At 72.4% G+C, this 19,607-nt stretch carries 21 protein-coding genes; 11 read left to right on the forward strand and 10 right to left on the reverse strand.

Going from position 1 to position 19,607, the window contains the following annotated elements:
- Nucleotides 1-18: 18 nt before the first annotated feature.
- Nucleotides 19-1,182 carry a glycogen synthase gene (glgA, locus tag NH2_RS12100; protein WP_067653518.1) on the reverse strand — a complete coding sequence of 388 codons (1,164 nt, stop codon included), beginning with the start codon at nucleotides 1,180-1,182 and terminating at the stop codon, nucleotides 19-21.
- A gap of 137 nt (nucleotides 1,183-1,319) precedes the next feature.
- On the opposite strand from glgA, the gene glgC reads away from it, so the two are divergent.
- A complete protein-coding gene (gene glgC, locus NH2_RS12105) occupies nucleotides 1,320-2,534 on the forward strand; it encodes a glucose-1-phosphate adenylyltransferase (RefSeq protein ID WP_067652779.1) in 1,215 nt (404 codons plus the stop codon).
- 3 nt (nucleotides 2,535-2,537) lie between these two features.
- Here the strand turns inward: glgC and NH2_RS12110 are convergent, their stop codons facing one another.
- Both NH2_RS12110 and NH2_RS12115 read right to left on the reverse strand, forming a co-directional pair.
- The gene (locus tag NH2_RS12110) at nucleotides 2,538-2,783 is read right to left on the reverse strand and encodes a hypothetical protein (RefSeq protein WP_157103731.1); all 246 of its coding nucleotides are present in this window, start codon (nucleotides 2,781-2,783) and stop codon (nucleotides 2,538-2,540) included.
- Nucleotides 2,784-2,865: 82 nt separating this feature from the next.
- A complete protein-coding gene (locus NH2_RS12115; RefSeq protein ID WP_067652783.1) occupies nucleotides 2,866-3,498 on the reverse strand; it encodes an O-methyltransferase in 633 nt (210 codons plus the stop codon).
- A 239-nt stretch (nucleotides 3,499-3,737) separates the two neighbouring features.
- Between NH2_RS12115 and sigE the strand changes: the two genes are divergently transcribed.
- The 7 genes from sigE to NH2_RS12150 all read left to right on the forward strand — a co-directional run bounded on the left by sigE (nucleotide 3,738) and on the right by NH2_RS12150 (nucleotide 8,600).
- Nucleotides 3,738-4,412 carry an RNA polymerase sigma factor SigE gene (gene sigE, locus NH2_RS12120; RefSeq protein WP_084505479.1) on the forward strand — a complete coding sequence of 225 codons (675 nt, stop codon included), beginning with the start codon at nucleotides 3,738-3,740 and terminating at the stop codon, nucleotides 4,410-4,412.
- A 65-nt stretch (nucleotides 4,413-4,477) separates the two neighbouring features.
- Entirely contained in the window at nucleotides 4,478-4,849 is a 372-nt protein-coding gene (locus NH2_RS12125) for a zf-HC2 domain-containing protein (RefSeq protein ID WP_067652785.1), read from the forward strand.
- Nucleotides 4,850-4,859: 10 nt separating this feature from the next.
- Entirely contained in the window at nucleotides 4,860-6,386 is a 1,527-nt protein-coding gene (locus NH2_RS12130; protein WP_067652787.1) for a S1C family serine protease, read from the forward strand.
- A 34-nt stretch (nucleotides 6,387-6,420) separates the two neighbouring features.
- On the forward strand, nucleotides 6,421-6,855 hold the full coding sequence (gene tatB, locus NH2_RS12135; protein ID WP_067652789.1) for a Sec-independent protein translocase protein TatB: 435 nt from the start codon (nucleotides 6,421-6,423) through the stop codon (nucleotides 6,853-6,855).
- 74 nt (nucleotides 6,856-6,929) lie between these two features.
- Complete coding sequence (locus tag NH2_RS12140) at nucleotides 6,930-7,781, forward strand: hypothetical protein (protein WP_067652791.1); 852 nt, start codon at nucleotides 6,930-6,932, stop codon at nucleotides 7,779-7,781.
- A 118-nt stretch (nucleotides 7,782-7,899) separates the two neighbouring features.
- Complete coding sequence (locus NH2_RS12145) at nucleotides 7,900-8,421, forward strand: hypothetical protein (RefSeq protein WP_157103732.1); 522 nt, start codon at nucleotides 7,900-7,902, stop codon at nucleotides 8,419-8,421.
- A complete protein-coding gene (locus tag NH2_RS12150; RefSeq protein WP_067652795.1) occupies nucleotides 8,418-8,600 on the forward strand; it encodes a hypothetical protein in 183 nt (60 codons plus the stop codon). The genes NH2_RS12145 and NH2_RS12150 overlap by 4 nt, the downstream gene beginning before the upstream one ends.
- A gap of 6 nt (nucleotides 8,601-8,606) precedes the next feature.
- Here NH2_RS12150 and NH2_RS12155 read toward each other — a convergent pair whose 3' ends face one another.
- The 6 genes from NH2_RS12155 to dapE all read right to left on the reverse strand — a co-directional run bounded on the left by NH2_RS12155 (nucleotide 8,607) and on the right by dapE (nucleotide 14,752).
- Nucleotides 8,607-9,545: a glucosyl-3-phosphoglycerate synthase gene (locus NH2_RS12155; RefSeq protein WP_084505480.1), complete on the reverse strand. Its 939-nt coding sequence runs from the start codon at nucleotides 9,543-9,545 to the stop codon at nucleotides 8,607-8,609.
- Nucleotides 9,542-10,426 (reverse strand): dihydropteroate synthase, encoded by an 885-nt coding sequence (gene folP / locus NH2_RS12160; RefSeq protein WP_067652797.1) that lies wholly within the window; start codon nucleotides 10,424-10,426, stop codon nucleotides 9,542-9,544. The genes NH2_RS12155 and folP overlap by 4 nt, the downstream gene beginning before the upstream one ends.
- Before the next feature lie 47 nt (nucleotides 10,427-10,473).
- Nucleotides 10,474-12,228, reverse strand: a complete 1,755-nt coding sequence (locus NH2_RS12165) for a long-chain-acyl-CoA synthetase (protein WP_084505481.1) — start codon at nucleotides 12,226-12,228, stop codon at nucleotides 10,474-10,476.
- A gap of 13 nt (nucleotides 12,229-12,241) precedes the next feature.
- The gene (locus NH2_RS12170; RefSeq protein WP_067652799.1) at nucleotides 12,242-12,796 is read right to left on the reverse strand and encodes an LOG family protein; all 555 of its coding nucleotides are present in this window, start codon (nucleotides 12,794-12,796) and stop codon (nucleotides 12,242-12,244) included.
- Nucleotides 12,790-13,584 carry an LOG family protein gene (locus NH2_RS12175; protein WP_067652801.1) on the reverse strand — a complete coding sequence of 265 codons (795 nt, stop codon included), beginning with the start codon at nucleotides 13,582-13,584 and terminating at the stop codon, nucleotides 12,790-12,792. Before NH2_RS12175 ends, NH2_RS12170 begins: the two co-directional genes overlap by 7 nt.
- A gap of 73 nt (nucleotides 13,585-13,657) precedes the next feature.
- The gene (gene dapE, locus NH2_RS12180) at nucleotides 13,658-14,752 is read right to left on the reverse strand and encodes a succinyl-diaminopimelate desuccinylase (protein ID WP_067652803.1); all 1,095 of its coding nucleotides are present in this window, start codon (nucleotides 14,750-14,752) and stop codon (nucleotides 13,658-13,660) included.
- 75 nt (nucleotides 14,753-14,827) lie between these two features.
- Between dapE and NH2_RS12185 the strand changes: the two genes are divergently transcribed.
- The 3 genes from NH2_RS12185 to dapD all read left to right on the forward strand — a co-directional run bounded on the left by NH2_RS12185 (nucleotide 14,828) and on the right by dapD (nucleotide 18,012).
- Nucleotides 14,828-15,799: a LacI family DNA-binding transcriptional regulator gene (locus NH2_RS12185; protein WP_067652805.1), complete on the forward strand. Its 972-nt coding sequence runs from the start codon at nucleotides 14,828-14,830 to the stop codon at nucleotides 15,797-15,799.
- A gap of 93 nt (nucleotides 15,800-15,892) precedes the next feature.
- Nucleotides 15,893-17,068, forward strand: coding sequence for a PucR family transcriptional regulator (locus NH2_RS12190; protein WP_245650538.1), 1,176 nt, complete (start codon nucleotides 15,893-15,895; stop codon nucleotides 17,066-17,068).
- Nucleotides 17,065-18,012, forward strand: a complete 948-nt coding sequence (dapD, locus tag NH2_RS12195; RefSeq protein ID WP_067652809.1) for a 2,3,4,5-tetrahydropyridine-2,6-dicarboxylate N-succinyltransferase — start codon at nucleotides 17,065-17,067, stop codon at nucleotides 18,010-18,012. The genes NH2_RS12190 and dapD overlap by 4 nt, the downstream gene beginning before the upstream one ends.
- Nucleotides 18,013-18,114: 102 nt before the next feature.
- Here dapD and NH2_RS12200 read toward each other — a convergent pair whose 3' ends face one another.
- The gene (locus NH2_RS12200; RefSeq protein ID WP_067653526.1) at nucleotides 18,115-19,518 is read right to left on the reverse strand and encodes an acyl-CoA synthetase; all 1,404 of its coding nucleotides are present in this window, start codon (nucleotides 19,516-19,518) and stop codon (nucleotides 18,115-18,117) included.
- Nucleotides 19,519-19,607: the final 89 nt, after the last annotated feature.

A 19,607-nucleotide genomic window follows, 5' to 3' on the forward strand; every position in this document is an offset into this window, starting at 1 on the left:
GCCGCGTCGCGCCGCGCGTCAGCGCACCGAGCGGTAAACCGCCTCCGTCTGCTCGGCGATCCGCGCCCAGTCGAACTCGGCGATGGCCCGCGCCCGCCCGGCCGCGCCGTACCGCGCCGCCAGCCCCGGATCGGCGGCGAGCCGGTTCACCGCATCGGCCAAGCCGCGCTCGTACTCGTCGGCGGCGGCCGGGTCGTAGTGCACCAGGGTGCCGGTCTCCCCCTCGACCACCACCTCGGGAATTCCGCCCACATCCGAGGCGACGACGGCGGTCCCCGCCGCCATGGCCTCCAGGTTCACGATGCCGAGCGGCTCGTACACCGAGGGGCAGACGAAGACCGCCGAGGCGGCGAGGATCTGCCTGATCTGCTCGGTGGGCAGCATCTCGCGCACCCAGAAGATCCCGCCGCGCCGCTCCCGCAGCTCGGCGACGGCGGCGGTCACCTCGGCCTCCAGCTCGGGGGTGTCCGGCGCGCCCGCGCAGAGCACCAGCTGGATCTCCGGGTCGAAGCCGCGCGCGGCGGCGAGCAGGTGCCCGACCCCCTTCTGCCTGGTGATCCGCCCGACGAAGGCGACGATGGGCCGATCCCGCCGCACCCCGAGCTGGTCGAGCACCACCGACGCCCCCTCGGCGGGCTCGCCCGGATGCCAGAGCGTCGCGTCGATCCCGTTGCGCACCACGTGCACCCGGCCCGGGTCGAGCGCCGGGTAGGCGTCGAGCACGTCGTGCCGCATGCCGTCGCTCACCGCGATCACCGCGTCCGCCAGCTCGACCGCGTTCCGCTCGGACCACGAGGAGAGCCGGTACCCGCCGCCGAGTTGCTCGGCCTTCCACGGCCGCCGCGGCTCCAGCGAGTGCGCGGTGAGCACGTGCGGAATGCCGTAGAGCGTGGCCGCCAGGTGCCCGGCCAGCCCGGTGTACCAGGTGTGCGAGTGCACCACGTCGAACTCGCCGACGGCGCCTGCCATCCGCACCTGGGTGGAGATCATCCGCAGCGCGGCATTGGCGCCGCCGAGCTCCGGATCGGGGTCGTGCACAACGGCATCGGTGCGCGGAACGCCCATGCAGTGCACGGTGACCTCGCACAACCGGCGCAACCGCGCGGTCAGCTCGGTGACGTGCACCCCCGCGCCGCCGTACACCTCGGGGGGATACTCCCGAGTCAGCATCGCGACCCGCAACCGCGGGTCCGGGTGCTCCTGCCCGTCGGAGCGCGCTGCCGAGCGTTCGCCGTCCGTGCCGAGACTCACCGGTCCAAACTTAGACGCTGCCGCCTGCCCGGGCTACTCGCACGGCGGTAACACGGTAGCTTGGATTCGTGAGGAGCCAGCCGCACGTACTCGGGATCGTGCTCGCCGGTGGCGAGGGCAAGCGACTATTTCCCCTCACCGCGGATCGTGCCAAACCGGCCGTTCCGTTCGGAGGGGCCTACCGACTCATCGACTTCGTGCTGAGCAACCTGGTGAACGCCGGGTTCCTCCGGCTCTGTGTGCTGACGCAGTACAAGTCGCACTCGCTGGACCGGCACATCTCGCAGACGTGGCGGCTTTCCGGCTTCGCCGGCGAGTACATCACCCCGGTGCCCGCGCAGCAGCGGCTCGGGCCGCGCTGGTACACCGGCAGCGCGGACGCGATCATGCAGTCGCTGAACCTCATCTACGACGAGGACCCGGAGTACATCGTGGTCTTCGGCGCCGACCACGTGTACCGGATGGACCCGGAGCAGATGGTCAGGCACCACATCGCTTCCGGCGCGGGCGTCACCGTGGCCGGGATCCGGGTGCCGCGCAGCGAGGCAGGCGCCTTCGGCTGCATCGACTCCGACGAGTCCGGCCGGATCACCCAGTTCCTGGAGAAGCCCGCGCACCCGCCGGGCACCCCGGACGATCCCAATGTGACCTTCGCCTCCATGGGCAACTACGTCTTCACCACCAAGGTGCTGGTGGACACGATCAAGGCGGACTCGGAGAACTCCGACTCCGACCACGACATGGGCGGCGACATCATCCCGACCCTGGTCGCCGCGGGCGAGGCGAGCGTCTACGACTTCGCCGACAACGAGGTGCCCGGCGCCACCGCCCGCGACCACGGGTACTGGCGCGACGTCGGCACCATCGACGCCTTCTACGACGCGCACATGGACCTGGTCTCGGTGCACCCGGTCTTCAACCTCTACAACCGGCACTGGCCGATCCGCGGCGCGGCGGAGAACCTGCCGCCCGCCAAGTTCGCCCAGGGCGGGCTGGCGCAGGAATCCATCGTCGGCGCGGGCAGCATTCTCTCCGCGGCCACGGTGCGCACCTCGGTGCTCAGCTCCAACGTCATGATCGACGACGGCGCCACGGTGGAGGGCAGCGTGCTCATGCCGGGCGTGCGGATCGGCCGCGGCGCGGTGGTGCGCCGGGCCATCCTGGACAAGAACGTGGTGGTCGGCGAGGGCGAGATCATCGGCGTCGACCTGGAGCGCGACCGCGACCGCTTCGCGGTGAGCAACGGCGGCGTCGTCACCGTCGGCAAGGGCGTGTGGGTCTGACCGCTACCGGCAGGCGAACGGGTAGCAGTTGCCCGGCTGGCTCGGGATGGTCGTGTTGGTGTGCGGCCGATCGCCGGAATTGCCGCCGCCGAGCATGATCGCCAGCACGATGGCGATCACCACCACGACGAGCACGCCGATGAAGGCGCGGATCAGCCAGCGCTGCAGCCCGTCTCCGCCGCTGCTGCCCGCGGCGGCCTCCGTCGTCTCCACGGCGATGTACGTACTGCCGGTGCGTCCCCAAGCCATGCTGCACCCCGATCTCGTTGCCTGGCCGTGTCTTTGCCAGTTTACGGCCGGAATACCCGCGCGCGGGAGCGGAAATCGCGGTTCAGCCCCGGCTGGCGCAGAGCAGGCCGTCGCCGACCGGAATGAGCACGCTGGTCAGCCGGGGATCCTCGGCGACCGCGCGCAGCGCCGTCCGCACCGCGTGCGTGGTGGCGTCGCGCTGCGCCGGGTCCGGCACCCGGCCGCCGAGCAGCGCGTTGTTCAGCAGGATGGCGCCGCCGTCGCGGAGCAGCCGAACGGCCTGCTCCACGTACTGCGGGTGCTCGATCGGCGCGGCGTCGACGAAGACCAGGTCGTAGGCGCCGTCGGCGAGCCGGGGCAGCACGTCGAGCGCGCGGCCGTTGATCAGCCTGGTGCGCCCGGAGGGGATGCCCGCGGCGCGGAACGCCTCCTTGGCGGCGCGCTGGTGCTCGTACTCCGGGTCGATGGTGGTGAGCGTGCCGTCCTCCCGCATGCCGTCCAGCAACCACAGCCCGCTGATGCCTGCCCCGGTGCCGACCTCGACCACCGCGCGCGCGGCGAGCAGCTGGGCGTACATGCTCAGCAGCGCGCCCACCGCGGGCGGCACCGGCGCCGCGCCGAGCTCGAGTGCCCGTTCGCGGGCGCCGACGAGGACCTCGTCCTCCACCACCGAGTCCTCGACGTAGGCGAGGGTGCGCTCCAGGTTCGATGCCACGCCCTTGAGGCTAGTGCGGACCGGGCGGTACCGGGTGGCTCCACGCGGCCGCGCATTTTCTCAGCCGACCCTCAGGCTCTTTATATCCAGGCCATATAGCGGCAGGACAGAGTGAGTACCACGCGGAATCCGCTGGACGGTAAACGCGGGCGACGGGAACAACGATGTACCCGATGTCGGTTGTATCCGTCGGCCACCCGCGGCGTTTACGGTCCCTAGTAGGAGGTAGCCCCATCCACATGGTCGATGCGGCGAGAGAATGCGCCACCCTGCCGGAACTCCCCGAGCCGGTCGACTTCGATGCCGCCGAAGCGGTAGCCGAGGATTCGCCGGAAAACCTGACCGGAACCGCCGCCTTCGACGCGACCGGTGACCGCTCGAACATGCCGTCCTGGGAGGAGCTCGTCCGCGAGCACGCCGACCGGGTCTACCGGCTGGCCTACCGCCTCTCCGGCGACGCCCAGGACGCCGAGGACCTCACCCAGGAGACCTTCATCCGGGTGTTCCGCTCGCTGCAGAGCTACCAGCCCGGCACCTTCGAGGGCTGGCTGCACCGCATCACCACCAACCTCTTCCTGGACATGGTCCGCAGGCGCAACCGCATCCGGATGGAGGCGCTGCCGGAGGACTACGACCGGGTGCCCGCCGTCGGCCCGACCCCGGAGGACGTCTACCACGACGCCAGGCTCGACCCGGACCTGCAGTCCGCGCTGGACTCGCTGGCCCCGGAGTTCCGCGCCGCCGTGGTGCTGTGTGACATCGAGGGGCTCTCCTACGAGGAGATCGGCGCCACGCTCGGCGTCAAGCTGGGTACCGTGCGCAGCCGGATCCACCGCGGCCGTCAGGCCATCCGGGATCACCTTGCGCATAATGGAGCACAGCAGCGGTCTACCGCTGACTCGACGATCGGGTGACCCGGCAGAATCGGCGTCACCCACCTGCCGTGGATGCTGTCGATAGTCGGAAGGGTGAGCACCGAATGAGTGGCGACTCCAGCGCGTACGGCCGTCGTCCGCAATTCCACGCCACCGAGCACCTCGCCAGCGAGGCGGTCGCGGCCTATGTCGACGGCGAGCTCCGGATGAACGCCTACCTGCGCGCGGCCCAGCACCTCGCGGCCTGCCCGGAGTGCGCGGCCGAGGTGGAGGCCCAGCAGCAGGCGCGGATCGCGCTGCGCCGCTCCGGCGCGGTCTCGGCGCCGCACGGGCTGCACGACAGCCTGAGCCGGATTCCGTTCGCCGAGCCACAGCCCGGCGCAGCGCACCGGGAGAACCGCCGTGACGAGGCGGTCTTCGGCTTCCTGTCGGAATCGTTCACCGCGACCCGGTGGACAACCTGGTGGCGCAAGTAGAGTTCAGCGGGTGACCACCGAATCGACGAATTCCGGAGCGGCCGACACCTCGGATTCGGCGGCGAACCGGGGGAAGCTACGGCCGCCGGACGCCCCGGTGCTCGGCCCGCGCCCGGTGTACCGGCCGCACATCGATACGCACACCGCCTCCGCCTTCCGCAGGCCGTCCGGGCTCAGTGGCTCGTTCGCCGCGCCCGACCGGGCGCGCTCCGCCGCAGGCCCGGAGCCGGTGCCGCACCGCCCGCCGGACGCCGTGCTGGCCGAGGCGTTCGGCAGGCCGGAGGGCTCCGCCGAGCTGCTCCAGCGCGACCCGGAGGCCGCCGCGCGGGACGATCGCATCGCGGGCCCGGCGGATCCGTGGCGCGATCCCGCCGCCGCCGCCAGGCTTGGCGCCCCCGCGCTGCCGACGCCGCAGCCCGAGACCCTGCCCGCCGCGGAGCGGCTGACCGCGCGCCAGGTGCTCTTCGGCTCCAGGGTCGCGCCGCGCGCGCTGGCCCTGCTCGCCGCGGTGGCGCTGGTGATCGGGCTGCTCGGCGGGCTGGTCGGCAGGCTCACCGCGGAGACCGCCTCCACCCTGACCTCGCGCAAGGTCACCCTGGCGCAGGTCGAGGGCGGCGACGAGCCGCACGGCCAGATCGCCGCGGTGGCCGACGCGGTGCTGCCATCGGTGGTCTCCATCCGGGTCACCGTCGGCGACAACGGCGCCACCGGCTCCGGCGTCGTGATCGACGGCGCCGGCTACGTGGTGACCAACAACCACGTCATCTCGATGGCCGCGCAGGACACCAGCGGCCGCGCCGCCATCCAGGTCACCTTCAACGACGGCACCCGGGTGCCCGCCCGGATCGTCGGACGCGACCCGAAGACCGACTTGGCCGTCATCAAGGTGGACGCGAACAACCTCACCGTGGCCCAGCTCGGCCGCTCGGAGGAGGTGCAGGTCGGCGACGACGTGCTCGCCGTCGGCTCGCCGCTCGGGCTGAGCAAGACCGTCACCTCCGGCATCGTCAGCGCGCTGCACCGGCCGGTGAAGCTCTCCGGCGAGGGGAGCGACACCAATGCGGTGATCGACGCGGTGCAGACCGACGCCGCGATCAACCCCGGCAACTCCGGCGGCGCGCTGGTGGACATGCAGGGCCGGGTGGTCGGCATCAACTCCGCCATCCGCTCGGAGACCGGCGGCTCGGTCGGGCTCGGCTTCGCCATCCCGGTGGACGTCATGACCGAGGTCGCGCAGACGCTGATCCGGGACGGCACCATGCACCACCCGATGATCGGCGTCAGCGCCAATACCAGGCAGGTCGCGAATGAGGTGATGAGCGGCGCCGCGGTGGCCGACGTGCAGCCGGACGGCCCCGCCGCGAAGGCCGGGATCGTGGAGGGCGACGTGATCGTGAAGGTCGGCGACCGCGAGGTCACCGGGCCGGACGAGCTGGTGGTCGCGGTGCAGATGCGCGAGATCGGCGAGACGGTGAACGTCACCCTGATCCGGGACGGCAGGCAGGTGGATGTTCCGGTCACGCTGCAATCCGACTGATCGGTCGGCCGCGCGCGAAGGGTAACCTGGAACGGTGTTCAGCAATATCGGCTGGGGCGAGTTCGTCATTCTGATCGTCGCCGCCCTCGTGATCCTCGGTCCGGAGCGGCTGCCCGGCGCCGTGCGCTGGACCACGCGCAGTCTCAGGCAGGTGCGCGACTACGCCAGCGGCGCCACCTCCCAGCTCCGGGAGGAACTCGGGCCGGAATTCGACGATCTGCGCAAGCCGCTCGCCGACCTGAACGAGCTGCGCGGGATGACGCCCCGATCGATGGTCACCAAGCACCTGCTGAACGGCGACGACTCGATCTTCCGCGATATCGAGCGGGCCGTCCCGGACACGAACGAGCTGTTCGGTACGGGTGGCGCCATGCCGGACTACCCGAAACCGACCGGTCCGAGCCTCACCAAGGGCGACAAACCCTTGGGCCACAACGAGCGTCCGCCGATCGACACCGACGCCACCTGATCAGGCCGCTGACCGGCCGGGAAGCGTCAAGCAGGCTAGACGCAGGATGCTGGTCGTCTGTCTAGACTTCGCACATGTCGGCCGATGACGTGGCACGGGTCTTTGCGATCGAGGACAAGGTCGATCGACTCAAGGCGGCTACCGAGGGAGTCGCGGCGGCCCAGCAGACCATCAACGAGCTCACCCGGATCCGCCGCGCGGTCATCCGCGAGTTGCACGACGAGGGCTGGACGTTCGCGAGAATCGGTGCCGCCGCGGGGCTTTCCCGGGCCAGGATCCACCAGGTGAGTACCCAGGGCCCGGCGCCCGAGGGGTTGTTCTTCGGACACGGCGCGCTGCGCGTGCTCGTTCCCGAGGTCAGGGCGGGCCGGGTGCTCGGCGCCCCCGACCCGGCGGCCGCGCAGCGGCTCGCGGAGCTCCTGCGCCAGCTGGGTTTCGCCGTGGTGGTGGAGAATTTCCTGCCCGGGCGCCCGCTGGATCTGAACCGGGACGGGCTGATCGTGCTCGGCGGCCCCGAGCTCTCACCCAGCCTGCGCCAGCTGGTGACCGCCGATCCGCGGTTGCGCCGCACCATCACCCGGGCCGGCGACGCCAGGCGCGGGATCGAGGATCGCGCGGCGCGGCGCGTCTACCGCCCCGGCGGCCCCGAGCCGCACGACATCGCGTACCTTGCCCGGCTACCCCGGCCGGACGGGCGCGGCACGATCCTGGTGATCGATGGGCTGCACCCGCCCGGCTCGCTGGGCGCCGTGCGGCTGCTCGCCACCCGGCTGGCGACGCTGCACGAGCGCGCCGACAGCCACCTGTTCTCCGTGCTGATCGCGGTGAAATACGAACGGGCGACCGGTGAGCCGGTCGATGCCGACCTGCTCACCCCGGTCTATCGGCACGATGCCGACCCGCGCCCGGCCCGGGCGCGGCGCTGATCCGGCCATACCGGGCCGCGCTCGATTGTGTTGGAGTTCACCGCTTCTTCGCACCCACCTTTCCTACGCCCGTGTTTGAATTGCTGCTCGATAACTGATGGGCAGTAAGGTGAATTCCGTGGTGGCGACCTCCGACGACGGCGGATTCCGCGTCCCGGCCGTGGAGCGCGAACCCGGTCCGCTGGTGACCCATCGGATGACCTACAGCGACCGGCTCCGCGTCTTCCTCGGCCCCGGCGAGGCGGTGGCGGGGTACCTGCGCCCGCTGCGCGGGCTGGACGGCAAGCGCCGCTACGCGCTCAACCTGGCCCGGCTCCCGATGCCGCTGCGCGCCACCGGGATCACGCTCGCCGACAGCACCGCCTTCGGCGGCAACTTCGTGCAGTGCCTCGGCGCGGCGGACGCGCTCACCCTGGAGCTGTGCCGCACCGGCGAGGGTGGCCCGCCGCGGCACTACGTGCTCGGCCTGCCCGGCCCGCGGACCGGGGCGCCGAGCGTGCCCATCGCGTGCGGCGCCGCCGACCGGTACGTGCACGCGGACGAGATCTTCACCGCCGCACACGCCGCCGAGGTCTTCACCGAGTACTTCCACAGCGGCGGCGTGCCCGCCGGTTTCCAGCTGCGCGGGAACGGGCAGTGAGCGAGTCGCTCTTCGTCCTGCTCGCGCTCGCCGTCTCCGCGCTCGCGCTCTGCACCGCGCTGATCCTGCGGCTACGCCACCCGCGCGAGCGCGAGCAGGTCACCGTGGACGAACTGCGCGCCCGCCTCGCCGCCGAATCGGAGCCGCCGGACGACGACGCCGATTCGACGGACCGGTAACCGATCTCAGGCCGCGACCTCGGCCGGGCGCAGCGTGTTCATCGGCGGCCGGTCGGCGAGCGAGACGTGCGTGCTGTGCGCGGTGAACTCGTCCCCGATCAGCGGGAACTGGGTGAGCGCGGCCCCGGAGTCGGCGATTCCGCAGCGGCCGAGCACCGTTCCGACGATCTGCCGCGCCATCACCCCGAGCTCGGAGAGCGGCCGGTTGCGGTGCGTGCGGACCCCGAGGTTCACCTGCCCGATGGCGTGCAGCCCGAGCCGGTCGTAGGTGTCGAGCAGCAGCCCGATCTCCACGCCGTAGCCGGGCGCGAAGGGTACCGAGGTGAGCAGCTCCCGCGTCCCGGCGTACTCCCCGCCGAGCGGCTGCAGCACCGGCCCGAGCCCCGGCCGCAGCGCGGCCAGCAGCGGCCGCGCCACCAGCTCGGTGACCCGCCCGCCGCCGGTGGCGTCCACCGTGGCGCCCTGCCGCAGCGGCCGCCGGTAGTACGCCTTCACCAGGTGCAGATCCGGCACGGTGAGCAGCGGTCCGAGCAGCCGCGGCACGAAGGACGGGTCCGGGTCGATGAGATCGGAGTCCACGAAGGCCACCAGGTCGCCCCCGGTGGCGGCGAGCGAGCGCCACAGCACCTCGCCCTTGCCCGGCACCGGCTCCAGCTCCGGCACCGCCTGCTCCCGGCTCACCACCCTGGCCCCGGCGGCGCGGGCGCGGGCGGCGGTGGCGTCGGTGGAGCCGGAATCCAGCACCACCAGCTCGTCCACCAGCGTGCCGAGCAGCGGCCGGATGCTGGCCACCACGTCGGCGACGGTCTCCTCCTCGTTCAGGGCGGGCAGCACCACGGAGACCGTGCGCCCGTCCTTGGCGTCGACCAGCTCGTCGACGGTCCAGTCGGGGGCGTCCCACGTGTGCGTGCTCGCCCAGCCGTGCTCGCGATAGCGGTTCGTCATACCAGTCCTCGCAATGTTCGCGCCGGCGGCCGGATGCCCTGGATCGCCGCGGTCATGTCCACGACCCGCCGGGTAGCGGCGACCTCGTGGACCCGGAAGACTCGGGCGCCCTGTGCCGCCGACAACGCTGTCGCCGCCAATGTGCCCTCCAGCCGTTCGGATAGTCCGACACCAAGAGTCTCCCCGATGAAATCCTTGTTGCTCAGTGCCATCAAGACGGGCCATCCGGTCTTTACAAGAACGTCCACTCCGCGCAACAGAGCGAGCCCGTGGTAGGTGTTCTTGCCGAAATCGTGGGTCGGATCGATGAGGATGCCGTCCCGGCGCACCCCCGCCGCGAGCGCCGCCTCGGCCGCGGCGGTGACCACCGCGGTCACCTCGGCCACGACGTCGGCGTAGCGCACCCGGAAGGGCCGGGTGCGCGGGATCGCGCCGCCGGTGTGGCTGCAGACGATGCCCATGCCGCGCTCGGCGGCGACCGCGACCAGCTCCGGGTCGGCGCCCGCCCAGGTGTCGTTCACCAGGTCGGCGCCCTCCTTGCCCGCCGCGAGCGCCACCTCGGCGCGCCAGGTGTCCACGCTGATCAGGAGCTCGGGGTAGCGGGCCCGGATGGCGGCGACGAAGGGCACCACCCGGCGGCTCTCCTCGGCGGCGTCCACCTCGGCGCCCGGCCCGGCCTTCACCCCGCCGATATCGACCAGGTCGGCGCCCTCGTCCACCGCGCGGGCGACGGCGTCCATGGCGGCGGCGTCGGTGAACGTGGCGCCGCGGTCGTAGAAGGAGTCGGGGGTGCGGTTCACGATGGCCATGACCAGCGCCCGATCCGTCGCCACCGGCCTGCCGCAGAGGGTCGGCGACGGGGCCGCGGCGAGGCTGATCATGCTCCGACTGTACCGACGGGGATGGCGACCGGTCGGTGGTGTCCGGATCAGCCGCGCGGGGCCCGGCCCGCGGCGACCTCGGCCGGGTAGTCGTCGTGGAACGGCACGTACCCCGCCTCCCCGCCGTCCAGGACGTACAGCTCGCCGCCTGCGTCCGGGTCGAAGCCCTGGTTCCGCAGCTCCACCTTGCGGCTCTTGAAGGTCGAGGTCTGTTCCAGCTCGCCGACCACCCGGACGAAGAGCGGCCGCGCGTAGGCGGGCAGCCGGTCGTGCACCAGCCGGGCCAGCGCGGCGCCGTCGAACTCGGCGTCCGGGCGCAGCACCACCGCCGCCATCCCGGCCCTGCCGTCCGCGCCGGGCACCTCGACCCCGTACACGACGGCCTGCGCGATTTCGGGAGCCGCGCCGAGCGCGCCCTCGACCTCGGTGGTGGCCACGTTCTCGCCCTTCCAGCGGAAGGTGTCGCCGACCCGGTCCACGAAGGCGATGTGGAACCAGCCCTGGTCGCGCACCAGGTCGCCGGTGTCGAACCAGACGTCGCCGCGACGGAAGCCGTCCCGCACCAGCTTGGCCTCGCCGGCCTTCTTGTCGGTGTAGCCGTCGAACGGGGTGAGCCGGGTGACCTTGGCCAGCAGCAGCCCGGCCTCGCCGGTACGCACCCGGCGCAGCTTCCCGTCCGGGCCGCGGCGCGGCGCGCCCGCTTCCTCGTCGTACTCGACCACGGCGTACGGCAGCGGCCCGAACCCGGCGGTGCGCGGCACCCCGAAACCGTTGATGAAAGCGATATTGCCCTCGCTCGCACCGTAGAACTCGACGATCCGGCCCACTCCGAAGCGGCGCTGGAAATCGTCCCAGAGCTCCGGCCGCAGCCCGTTCCCGACGGCCAGCCGCACCCGGTGCCTCCGGTCCGCCGCGCGCTCCGGCTGGTTGAGCAGGTAGCGGCAGAACTCGCCGATGTAGACGAAGGCGGTGGCGCGCTCCCGGATCACCTCGTCCCAGAACCCGCTCGCCGAGAAGGTGCGCCCGAGCGCGAGCGTCCCGCCCGCGGCGAGCACCGAGGAGAGCGCGACCGTGAGCGCGTTGTTGTGGTAGAGCGGCAGGCAGCAGTAGAGCGTGTCCGAGCCGCGCAGCCGCACCCCGAACCCGCCGAGCCCGGCCATGGCCTTGCCCCACCGCCCGTGCGTCATGACGCTAGCCTTGGGCATGCCGGTGGTGCCGGAGGTGAAGATCAGGAAGGCGCGCTCGCCGGAGCCCACCCCGGCGCAGGCGGCGGGGTCGTTCGCCGGAGCGGTGCGCGCCCGCGAGGCCAGCTCCTCGGCCGCGAGCAGGTTGCCCGGCCGCTCGTCCAGCGAGTCCAGCGCCTCGCCGCACTCCGCCCCCGCGACCAGCACCCGGCTCTCCAGCAGCCCGATGCTGTGCGCCAGCACCTCGCCGCGCTGGTGGTGATTGAGCAGCCCGGCGGTAGCTCCGAGCTTGACCGTCGCGAGCACCGCGAAGAGCGCCTCCGGCCGGTTCTGCAGCAGGATCCCGACCACGTCGCCGGGGCGTACCCCCGACTCGGTGAGCACCGCCGCGTACCGGTTCACCTCGGCATTGGCCTCGCGGTAGGTGAACGCCGTGCCCTCGAAGCGCAGGAACACCCGGTCCGGCACCCGGTGCGCCACCTGCTGGAAGGCGAACCCCACCGAGCGGCCGCCGGTCAGCAGCCCGAGCGCGTTGCGCAGCATGACCGGTACGTCCGGCAGCATGCCGGGCAGCCGGGTCACGATGTCCAGCAGGCCGACCGTCGACGGGGTGCTCACTGCGGTGCTCCTCTCAAGCGGGCTCCAGCGCCGCGAACGCCGACGGCAGGTCGGGGGCGACCACCACCCGGTCCAGCGCCGCCGCGGTGACGAAGCCGCGGTCGCGCAGCGTGGCGATCCAGTCCAGCAGCCCGCCGTAGAAGCCGCTGGCGTCGAGCAGCACCACCGGCTTGCCGTGCTCGCCGAGGTAGCCGCCGGTCCAGGTCTCGAAGAACTCCTCCAGGGTGCCGATGCCGCCGGGCAGCGTGAGGAAGGCATCGGCGCGCTCCTCCATGCGCTGCTTGCGCTGCCGCATGGTGTCGGTGACGATCAGCTCGTCGGAGTCCACATCGGCGACCTCCTGGTGCACCAGGTGCTTGGGGATGACGCCGAGCGTGTGCGCGCCGCCCGCCCGCGCCGCAGTGGCCACCGCGCCCATCATGGAGACGTGCCCGCCACCGGAGACCAGCCGCCAGCCGCGCCGGGCGATCTCGGTGCCGACCCGGGCCGCGAGCCGCAGGTGCTCCGGGTCGGCGGTGCTGGCCGAGCAGTACACACAGATCGCGTACCCGCCGGCAGCGGTCACCATTCGTCCTCGGTGCCGAGCGCGTCGACGCCGCCGGTCCCGCCGGAGGTGCGGATGATCCGCACCACCTCGGCGACCTCGTCGGTGACGTAGAGCAGGTCGAGATCCTCCGGCGAGATCTTCCCCGATGCGGCCAGCGAATCCCGGATCCAGTCCACCAGCCCGCCCCAGTACCTGGTGCCGAAGAGCACGATCGGGAACCGGGTGATCTTGCGGGTCTGCACCAGGGTGAGCGCCTCGAAGAGCTCGTCCAGGGTGCCGAAACCGCCGGGGAGGCAGACGAATGCCTGCGAGTACTTGACGAACATGGTCTTGCGCACGAAGAAGTAGCGGAAGTTGATGCCGAGGTCGACCCACTCGTTCAGCCCCTGCTCGAACGGCAGCTCGATGCCGAGCCCGATCGAGTAGCCGCCCGCCTCGCAGGCGCCGCGATTCGCCGCCGCCATGGCGCCCGGCCCGCCGCCGGTGATCACCGCGTACCCCGCCTCGGCCAGCGCGGCGCCGATGGCCAGCCCCGCCTGGTACTCCGGGTGTTCCTCGCCGGTGCGCGCGGAGCCGAAGACGGTCACCGCGCGCGGCACCTCGGCGAGCGCGCCGAACCCCTCGACGAACTCGGCCTGGATGCGCAGCACCCGCCACGGGTCGGTGTGCACCCAGTCCGAATCGCCACGCTGGTCGAGCAGATTGCGGTCGGCGGTGCTGCCGTCGCGGCGCGCCCTGCGGAAGACCAGCGGCCCGCGGAATTTGGTGGTCGGCCTGCGCGGACCGGCGGTTTCGGCGTCGGTGGACATGCGTTCCACGCTACCGGCCGTGACCTCGGCCGGACGGCCGGACCTGGTTGTTCGCCCAGCCGTTGCCGCGGCGTCACGCGCCGTCGGTCAGGTACCCCCTGAGCACCTCGGTGACCTGGGTGATCTGCTGCACCGGCACCCGCTCGTCGCGCTTGTGCGCCAGGTTCGGATCGCCGGGGCCGAAGTTCACCGCCGGGATGCCGCGGGCCGCGAACCGGGCCACATCGGTCCAGCCGTACTTGGCCCGCACCCCGCCGCCCTGCTTGCGCACCGCCGTGATGAGATCGGCCGCCGCGGGCGCTTTCAGCCCCGGTAGCGCGCCCGCCGCCGAGTCGGTGACCTCGAGCTCGAGCTCCAGCCCGGCGAAGACCTCGGCGACGTGCTCCGCGGCCTGGTCCACCGAGCGATCGGGGGCGAAGCGGAAGTTCACCTCGACCTCGGCGGCGTCCGGCACCACATTGCCCGCGACCCCGCCGCCGACCCGCACCGCCGAGAGCCCCTCGCGGTACACGCAGCCGTCGATGTCGACCTCGCGGCCGCGGTAGCTCGACAGCCGCTCCAGCACCGGGGCCAGCCGGTGGATGGCGTTCTCCCCCAGCCAGGACCGGGCCGAGTGCGCCCGCACGCCCTTGGTGCCGAGCTTCACCCGCAGCGTGCCCTGGCACCCCGCCTCGACCCAGCCCGCGGACGGCTCGCCGAGGATGGCGAGGTCGGCCTCCAGCCACTCGGGGAAGTCCCGCTCGACGCTGTTGAGGCCGTTGTAGCGGGCCGCGATCTCCTCGCAGTCGTAGAAGATCAGGGTGAGATCACAGACCGGTTCGGCCACGGTGGCGGCCAGGTGCAGGAAGACCGCGTCGCCGGATTTCATGTCCACGGCGCCGCAACCGGCCAGCACCCGGTGGCCGTCCTCCATGACGTAGTGGCTGGGCAGGTTGTCCGCGATCGGCACGGTGTCCAGGTGCCCGGCCAGAATCACCCGATCCCGCCTGCCGCGGTCGGTACGGGCGAGCACGACATTGCCGTGCCGCTGCACGGTGAAGCCCGAGGTCTGGTCGCGCAGCGCGGTTTCCACCACGTCGGTGATGGCCGCCTCGTCCCGGGAGACGCTCGGGATGTCGACGAGGGCGGCGGTCAGCTCGATCGGGTCGGCGCGCAAATCGATGCTCACGTCGCCAGCCTACGGCCCGTTCGCCGAGCGAATGCCATGCCATAGTGGTCGCGGCCGGGGCGAGAATGGGGCGTGATGACCGCGAGACCGACGAAGGCGGATGTGGCCAGGCACGCGGGGGTCTCCACCGCGACCGTCAGCTACGTGCTGAACAACGTCCCCGGCCGCTCCATCTCCGCGCAGACCAGGGCCGCGGTCCGCCGCGCCGCCGACGAGCTCGGCTACCGCCCCAACCTCGCGGCCAGGAACCTGGCCAGGCGCCGCAGCGGCGTCGTGCTGTTCGTGCTGCCGCAGGTGGCGCTGAACCCGCTGGCCATCGAGGTGAGCACCAGGATGACGACCGAGCTGGCGCGCCGCGGCGTCATGCAGGTGATCCTCTTCGACACCGGCGACGAGGCCGCCATCGTGAACGCCATCACCGACCTGGACCCGGTCGCCGTCACCGGCGTCTACCCGCTCCGGGGGGCCGCGCTCGCCGCGGTCGAGGCGGCCCGCATCCCCAACTTCCACCTGGGCAGCAGCCTCCTCGCCGACCTGGGCGACCTGCACCTGACCGCGGGCGAACTCCGGATCGCGCACTTGGTGGCGCGCGGCCACCGGCGACTCGCCTACGCCTTCTCCCCCGAGGCCACGCTGCGCCCGATCGGCGAGTACTGGCTGGCCGGGCTGCGCGCCGCCATCGACGCCCGCGGGTTGCCGGAGCCGGAGCTCGTCGAGCTGCGCCCCGCCGACGCCGCCGAGGTCGTCACCGGCTGGCACGAGCGCGGGATCACCGCGGTCTGCGCGCAGAACGACGACACCGCCTTCGTGGTGCAGCACGGCATGCGCGCCGCCGGGCTGGCGTGCCCGCGCGACCTCGCGGTGATCGGCGTCGACGCCATCCCGCTCGGCGAGGTCGCCGCGCCGCCGCTCACCTCGGTCGCCTTCGAGGCCGGGGCCATCGTCGAGGTCGCGACGGCGTCGTTCATGTCCGCGCTCGGCTACCCCACCGAGACCACGGCGACCGGCGCGGACCTCGCGGTGCTCGTGGTGCGGGAATCCACCTGACTCGGCGCACCCCGTTGATAACCGTCGGTTACGCGCGTAACCTCTCGCAGTAACACCGTTACCGCCGTGTGCCGAGCAGTGGAGGAGCCCGTCGTGACCGTGACCCTGCCGGAACGCGAACTACTCGAGATCGCGTCGCTCGCCGCCCCGGACGAGGTGACCGCGCTGACCCGGCAGTGCCTGGCCGCGGCACTGGCGACCGCCGACGGCGACGACATCGCCGAGCACATCGCCGGGATCGGGCGCGCCGCGGCGCGCTGGGCCAGGGAGGGCGTGCCGATCGACGCCGTGCAGCACGCCGTGCACGCCGGTTACCGGATCGGGCTCGACCTGGTGGCCGCGCGCCGCACCGAGGGCGAGATCCGGCGCGACGACTACGACACCCTGGTGGCCGGGATGCGCGCCATGCTGACCGCGCTGGACCGGATGACCACCGCGATCAGCGTGGCCTACGTCCGCGAGCTGCGCTCCGCCGCCACCGACCACCACACCGCCGTGCACACCCTCACCTCCGCGCTGCTCGGCGGCTACTCCACCAGCACCATGACCCGCGAGTGCGGCATCGAGCCCGCCGAGCGGTACGCCGTGCTCGCGCTGCACATTCCCGCCCACCCCGCCGCCGCCGACCCGGCGCTCGACGGCGACGTGGTGATCCGGCGCACGCTGCGCCGCACCCAGGCCGCGCTCGCCGCGCACGCGGGGCCGCACGCGCTCGCCCTGCTCAGCGTGGACGGCGGCACCGTGCTGCTGCCGGCGCACACCGTCACCGACGCCTCGCTGGAGGCCCTGGTAGCCGAGCTGACCGCCGCTGCCAGGGTCCCGATCACCGCCGCCCTCGTGCACGCCGACCGGCACGCCATCCCGGACGCCGCCGACCGCGCGCACCAGCTGCTCGACACCGTCACCCTGATCGGCACCCGCGGCGGCCTGCACCGCTTCGAGCGCATGGCACTGGAGTTCCAGCTCACCCGCCCCGGCCCCGCCCGCGACTGCCTCGCCGCGATCCTGAACCCACTGGACGAGCACCCCGAGCTGCTCACCACCCTGCGCACCCACGTGGCGAACGACTTCAACCGCCGGCTGACCGCCAGGCAGCTGCACATCCACGCCAATACCGTCGATCACCGGCTCAAGCGGATCGCCCAGTTCACCGGGCTCGACCCCACCTGCGGCGCCGACATCTGGAAGTTGCGATCCGCCCTGGTCGCCCGGTTGGCGGACGTGGCGCCACCACGTGCCGGGCGCGATGGGTACGCTCTCTCGACGTGAGCACTCAGGGAGCAGCAGCAGTCGGCATCGCCACCGTGACCTCGTCCGGGACCGTCCTCGACACCTGGTACCCGGCCCCGGAGCTCGGCAGCTTCGACAGCACCGGCACCGAGCGGCTGGACGCGCCGCCCGCCGAGTACGCCACCCTGGTCGGCCCCGACGAGGCGCGCGACGTCGAGGTGGTCGCCGTGCGCACCACCATCGCCGACCTCGCGGCACCCCCCGTCGACGCGCACGACGTCTACCTGCGGCTGCACCTGCTCTCGCACCGGCTGGTCCAGCCGCACGGGCTGAGCCTGGACGGGCAGTTCGGGCTGCTGGCGAATGTCGTGTGGACCAACCACGGCCCCGCCGCGGTGGAGGGCTTCGAGAGCGTGCGGCTGCGGCTGCGCGGCCGGGGTCCGGTGACGGTGTACAGCATCGACAAGTTCCCGCGGATGGTCGATTACGTGGTGCCGTCCGGGGTGCGGATCGGTGACGCCGACCGGGTCCGGCTCGGGGCGCACCTGGCCGCCGGGACCACCGTCATGCACGAGGGGTTCGTGAACTTCAATGCCGGGACGCTGGGGACCTCCATGGTCGAGGGGCGGATCTCGGCGGGGGTCGTGGTCGGGGACGGCTCCGACGTCGGTGGCGGCGCCTCGATCATGGGCACGCTCTCCGGTGGCGGGACCACGGTGATCACCGTCGGCGAGCGCTCGCTGCTCGGGGCCAACTCCGGGCTCGGGATTCCGCTGGGCGACGACTCCGTCGTCGAGGCGGGGCTGTACCTCACCGCCGGGACCAAGGTTTCGACGCCGGACGGCACGACGGTCAAGGCTTCCGAGCTGAGCGGGCAGCCGAATCTGCTGTTCCGGCGGAACTCGCTGTCCGGTGCGGTGGAAGTGGTTTCGCGCACCGGCACCGGCATCGAGCTGAATTCCGCCCTGCACGCGCACAACTGAGCCAGGGCCCGCGGCTCGGCTGCGCCGCCGGCTTCGCGCCCCGCACCGAGCCGATGCGCTGCGCCGCCCCTGCCAGCGCCTCCCCGCAGGCCGCACAGCGCGTCAGCTCAACTGCTTCTTCTGCACCTTCCCCATGGCGTTGCGCGGCAGCGTCTCGACGAAGCGGATCTCGCGCGGCCGCTTGTGGTTCGACAGCTCCGTCGCCACATGCGCCACCAGTTCCGCTTCGTCCGGCGCGCTGCCGCGCGGGACCACGAACGCGACGATGCGCTGCCCCAGATCAGCGTCCGGCAGCCCGACCACCGCGACCTCGGCCACCCCCGGGTGGCCCAGTAGCGCCGTCTCGACCTCGCCCGCCCCGACCCGGTATCCCCCGGACTTGATCAGATCCACCGACTCCCGCCCGACGATCCGATGGAACCCGGCGGCATCGATGGCCGCCACATCCCCGGTGGCGAACCACCCGTCCGCGATCCAGCTCTCGGCGGTGGCATCCGGCCGGTTCAGGTACCCGTCGCCGAGCATCGGCCCGCGCACCTGCAAACTGCCGATGCTCTCGCCATCGCGCGGCACCTCGGCACCGCGCTCGTCCACCAGCCGGGTCTCGACCCCGCGCACCGGCAACCCCACCCACCCCGGCCTGCGCTCGCCATCGGCCCTGGTGGAGAGCGTGATCATGGTCTCGCTCATCCCGTACCGCTCCACCGGCGCCTGCCCGGTCAGCTCCGCCAGCCGGTGGAACACCGGCACCGGCAGCGGCGCGCTCCCGGACACCAGCAGCCGCGCGTTCGCCAGCGCCCGCGCGGACTCCTCGTCCTCCGCGATCCGCGACCAGACCGTCGGCACCCCGAAGTAGAGCGTGCCCTTCGCCGCCGCGTAGGCCTCCGGCGTCGGCTTCCCGGTGTGCACCAACCGGCTCCCGACCCGCAGCGGGCCGAGCAGCCCGAGAATCAGCCCGTGCACATGGAACAGCGGAAGCCCGTGCACCAGCGTGTCGTCCCTGGTCCACGCCCACGCCTCGGCCAGTGCGTCCAGCCCCGCCGCAATGGCCCCCCGGCTCAGCAGCACGCCCTTCGGCGCCCCCGTGGTGCCGGAGGTGTAGAGCACGAAGGCGATCCCCGCCGGATCCGGCTCGGCATAGCGGTGCCACGACCGCGCGTGCTTGCGCACCGGAATCCGCGGCAGCTCACTCCCCTCGGGAGCGTCCCCGAGCCAGGCCTGCGCCCCGGAATCGCGCAGAATGTGCCGCAACTCCGCCGCACCCGAATCCGGCGGCACCGGCACCACACTCACCCCCGCCAGCAACGCCCCCGTCACCGCGAGCACGGTGGTCACCGTCGGCCGCGCCAGCACCGCGACCCGCTCCGCCACCACGACCCGCTCCGCCACCGAGGTCGCCGCGCCGAGCAGATCCGAGCGGGAGAGCGTCTCCCCCGCGATGGTCAGGGCATCCGGGAGGTCGTCGCCCGCGGCGACGGCGGCCGGGTTCAGCGATCGCAGCAGCACCCCGACCACGCTACTGATCACAGATCGGTCACCGCTCGCCGGACTCGCTCACGCTTCCCGCGAAACAGTGACACCGTCGGTGTGTATCC

Source organism: Nocardia harenae NBRC 108248 (genome assembly GCF_001612885.1).
Taxonomy (GTDB): domain Bacteria; phylum Actinomycetota; class Actinomycetes; order Mycobacteriales; family Mycobacteriaceae; genus Nocardia; species Nocardia harenae.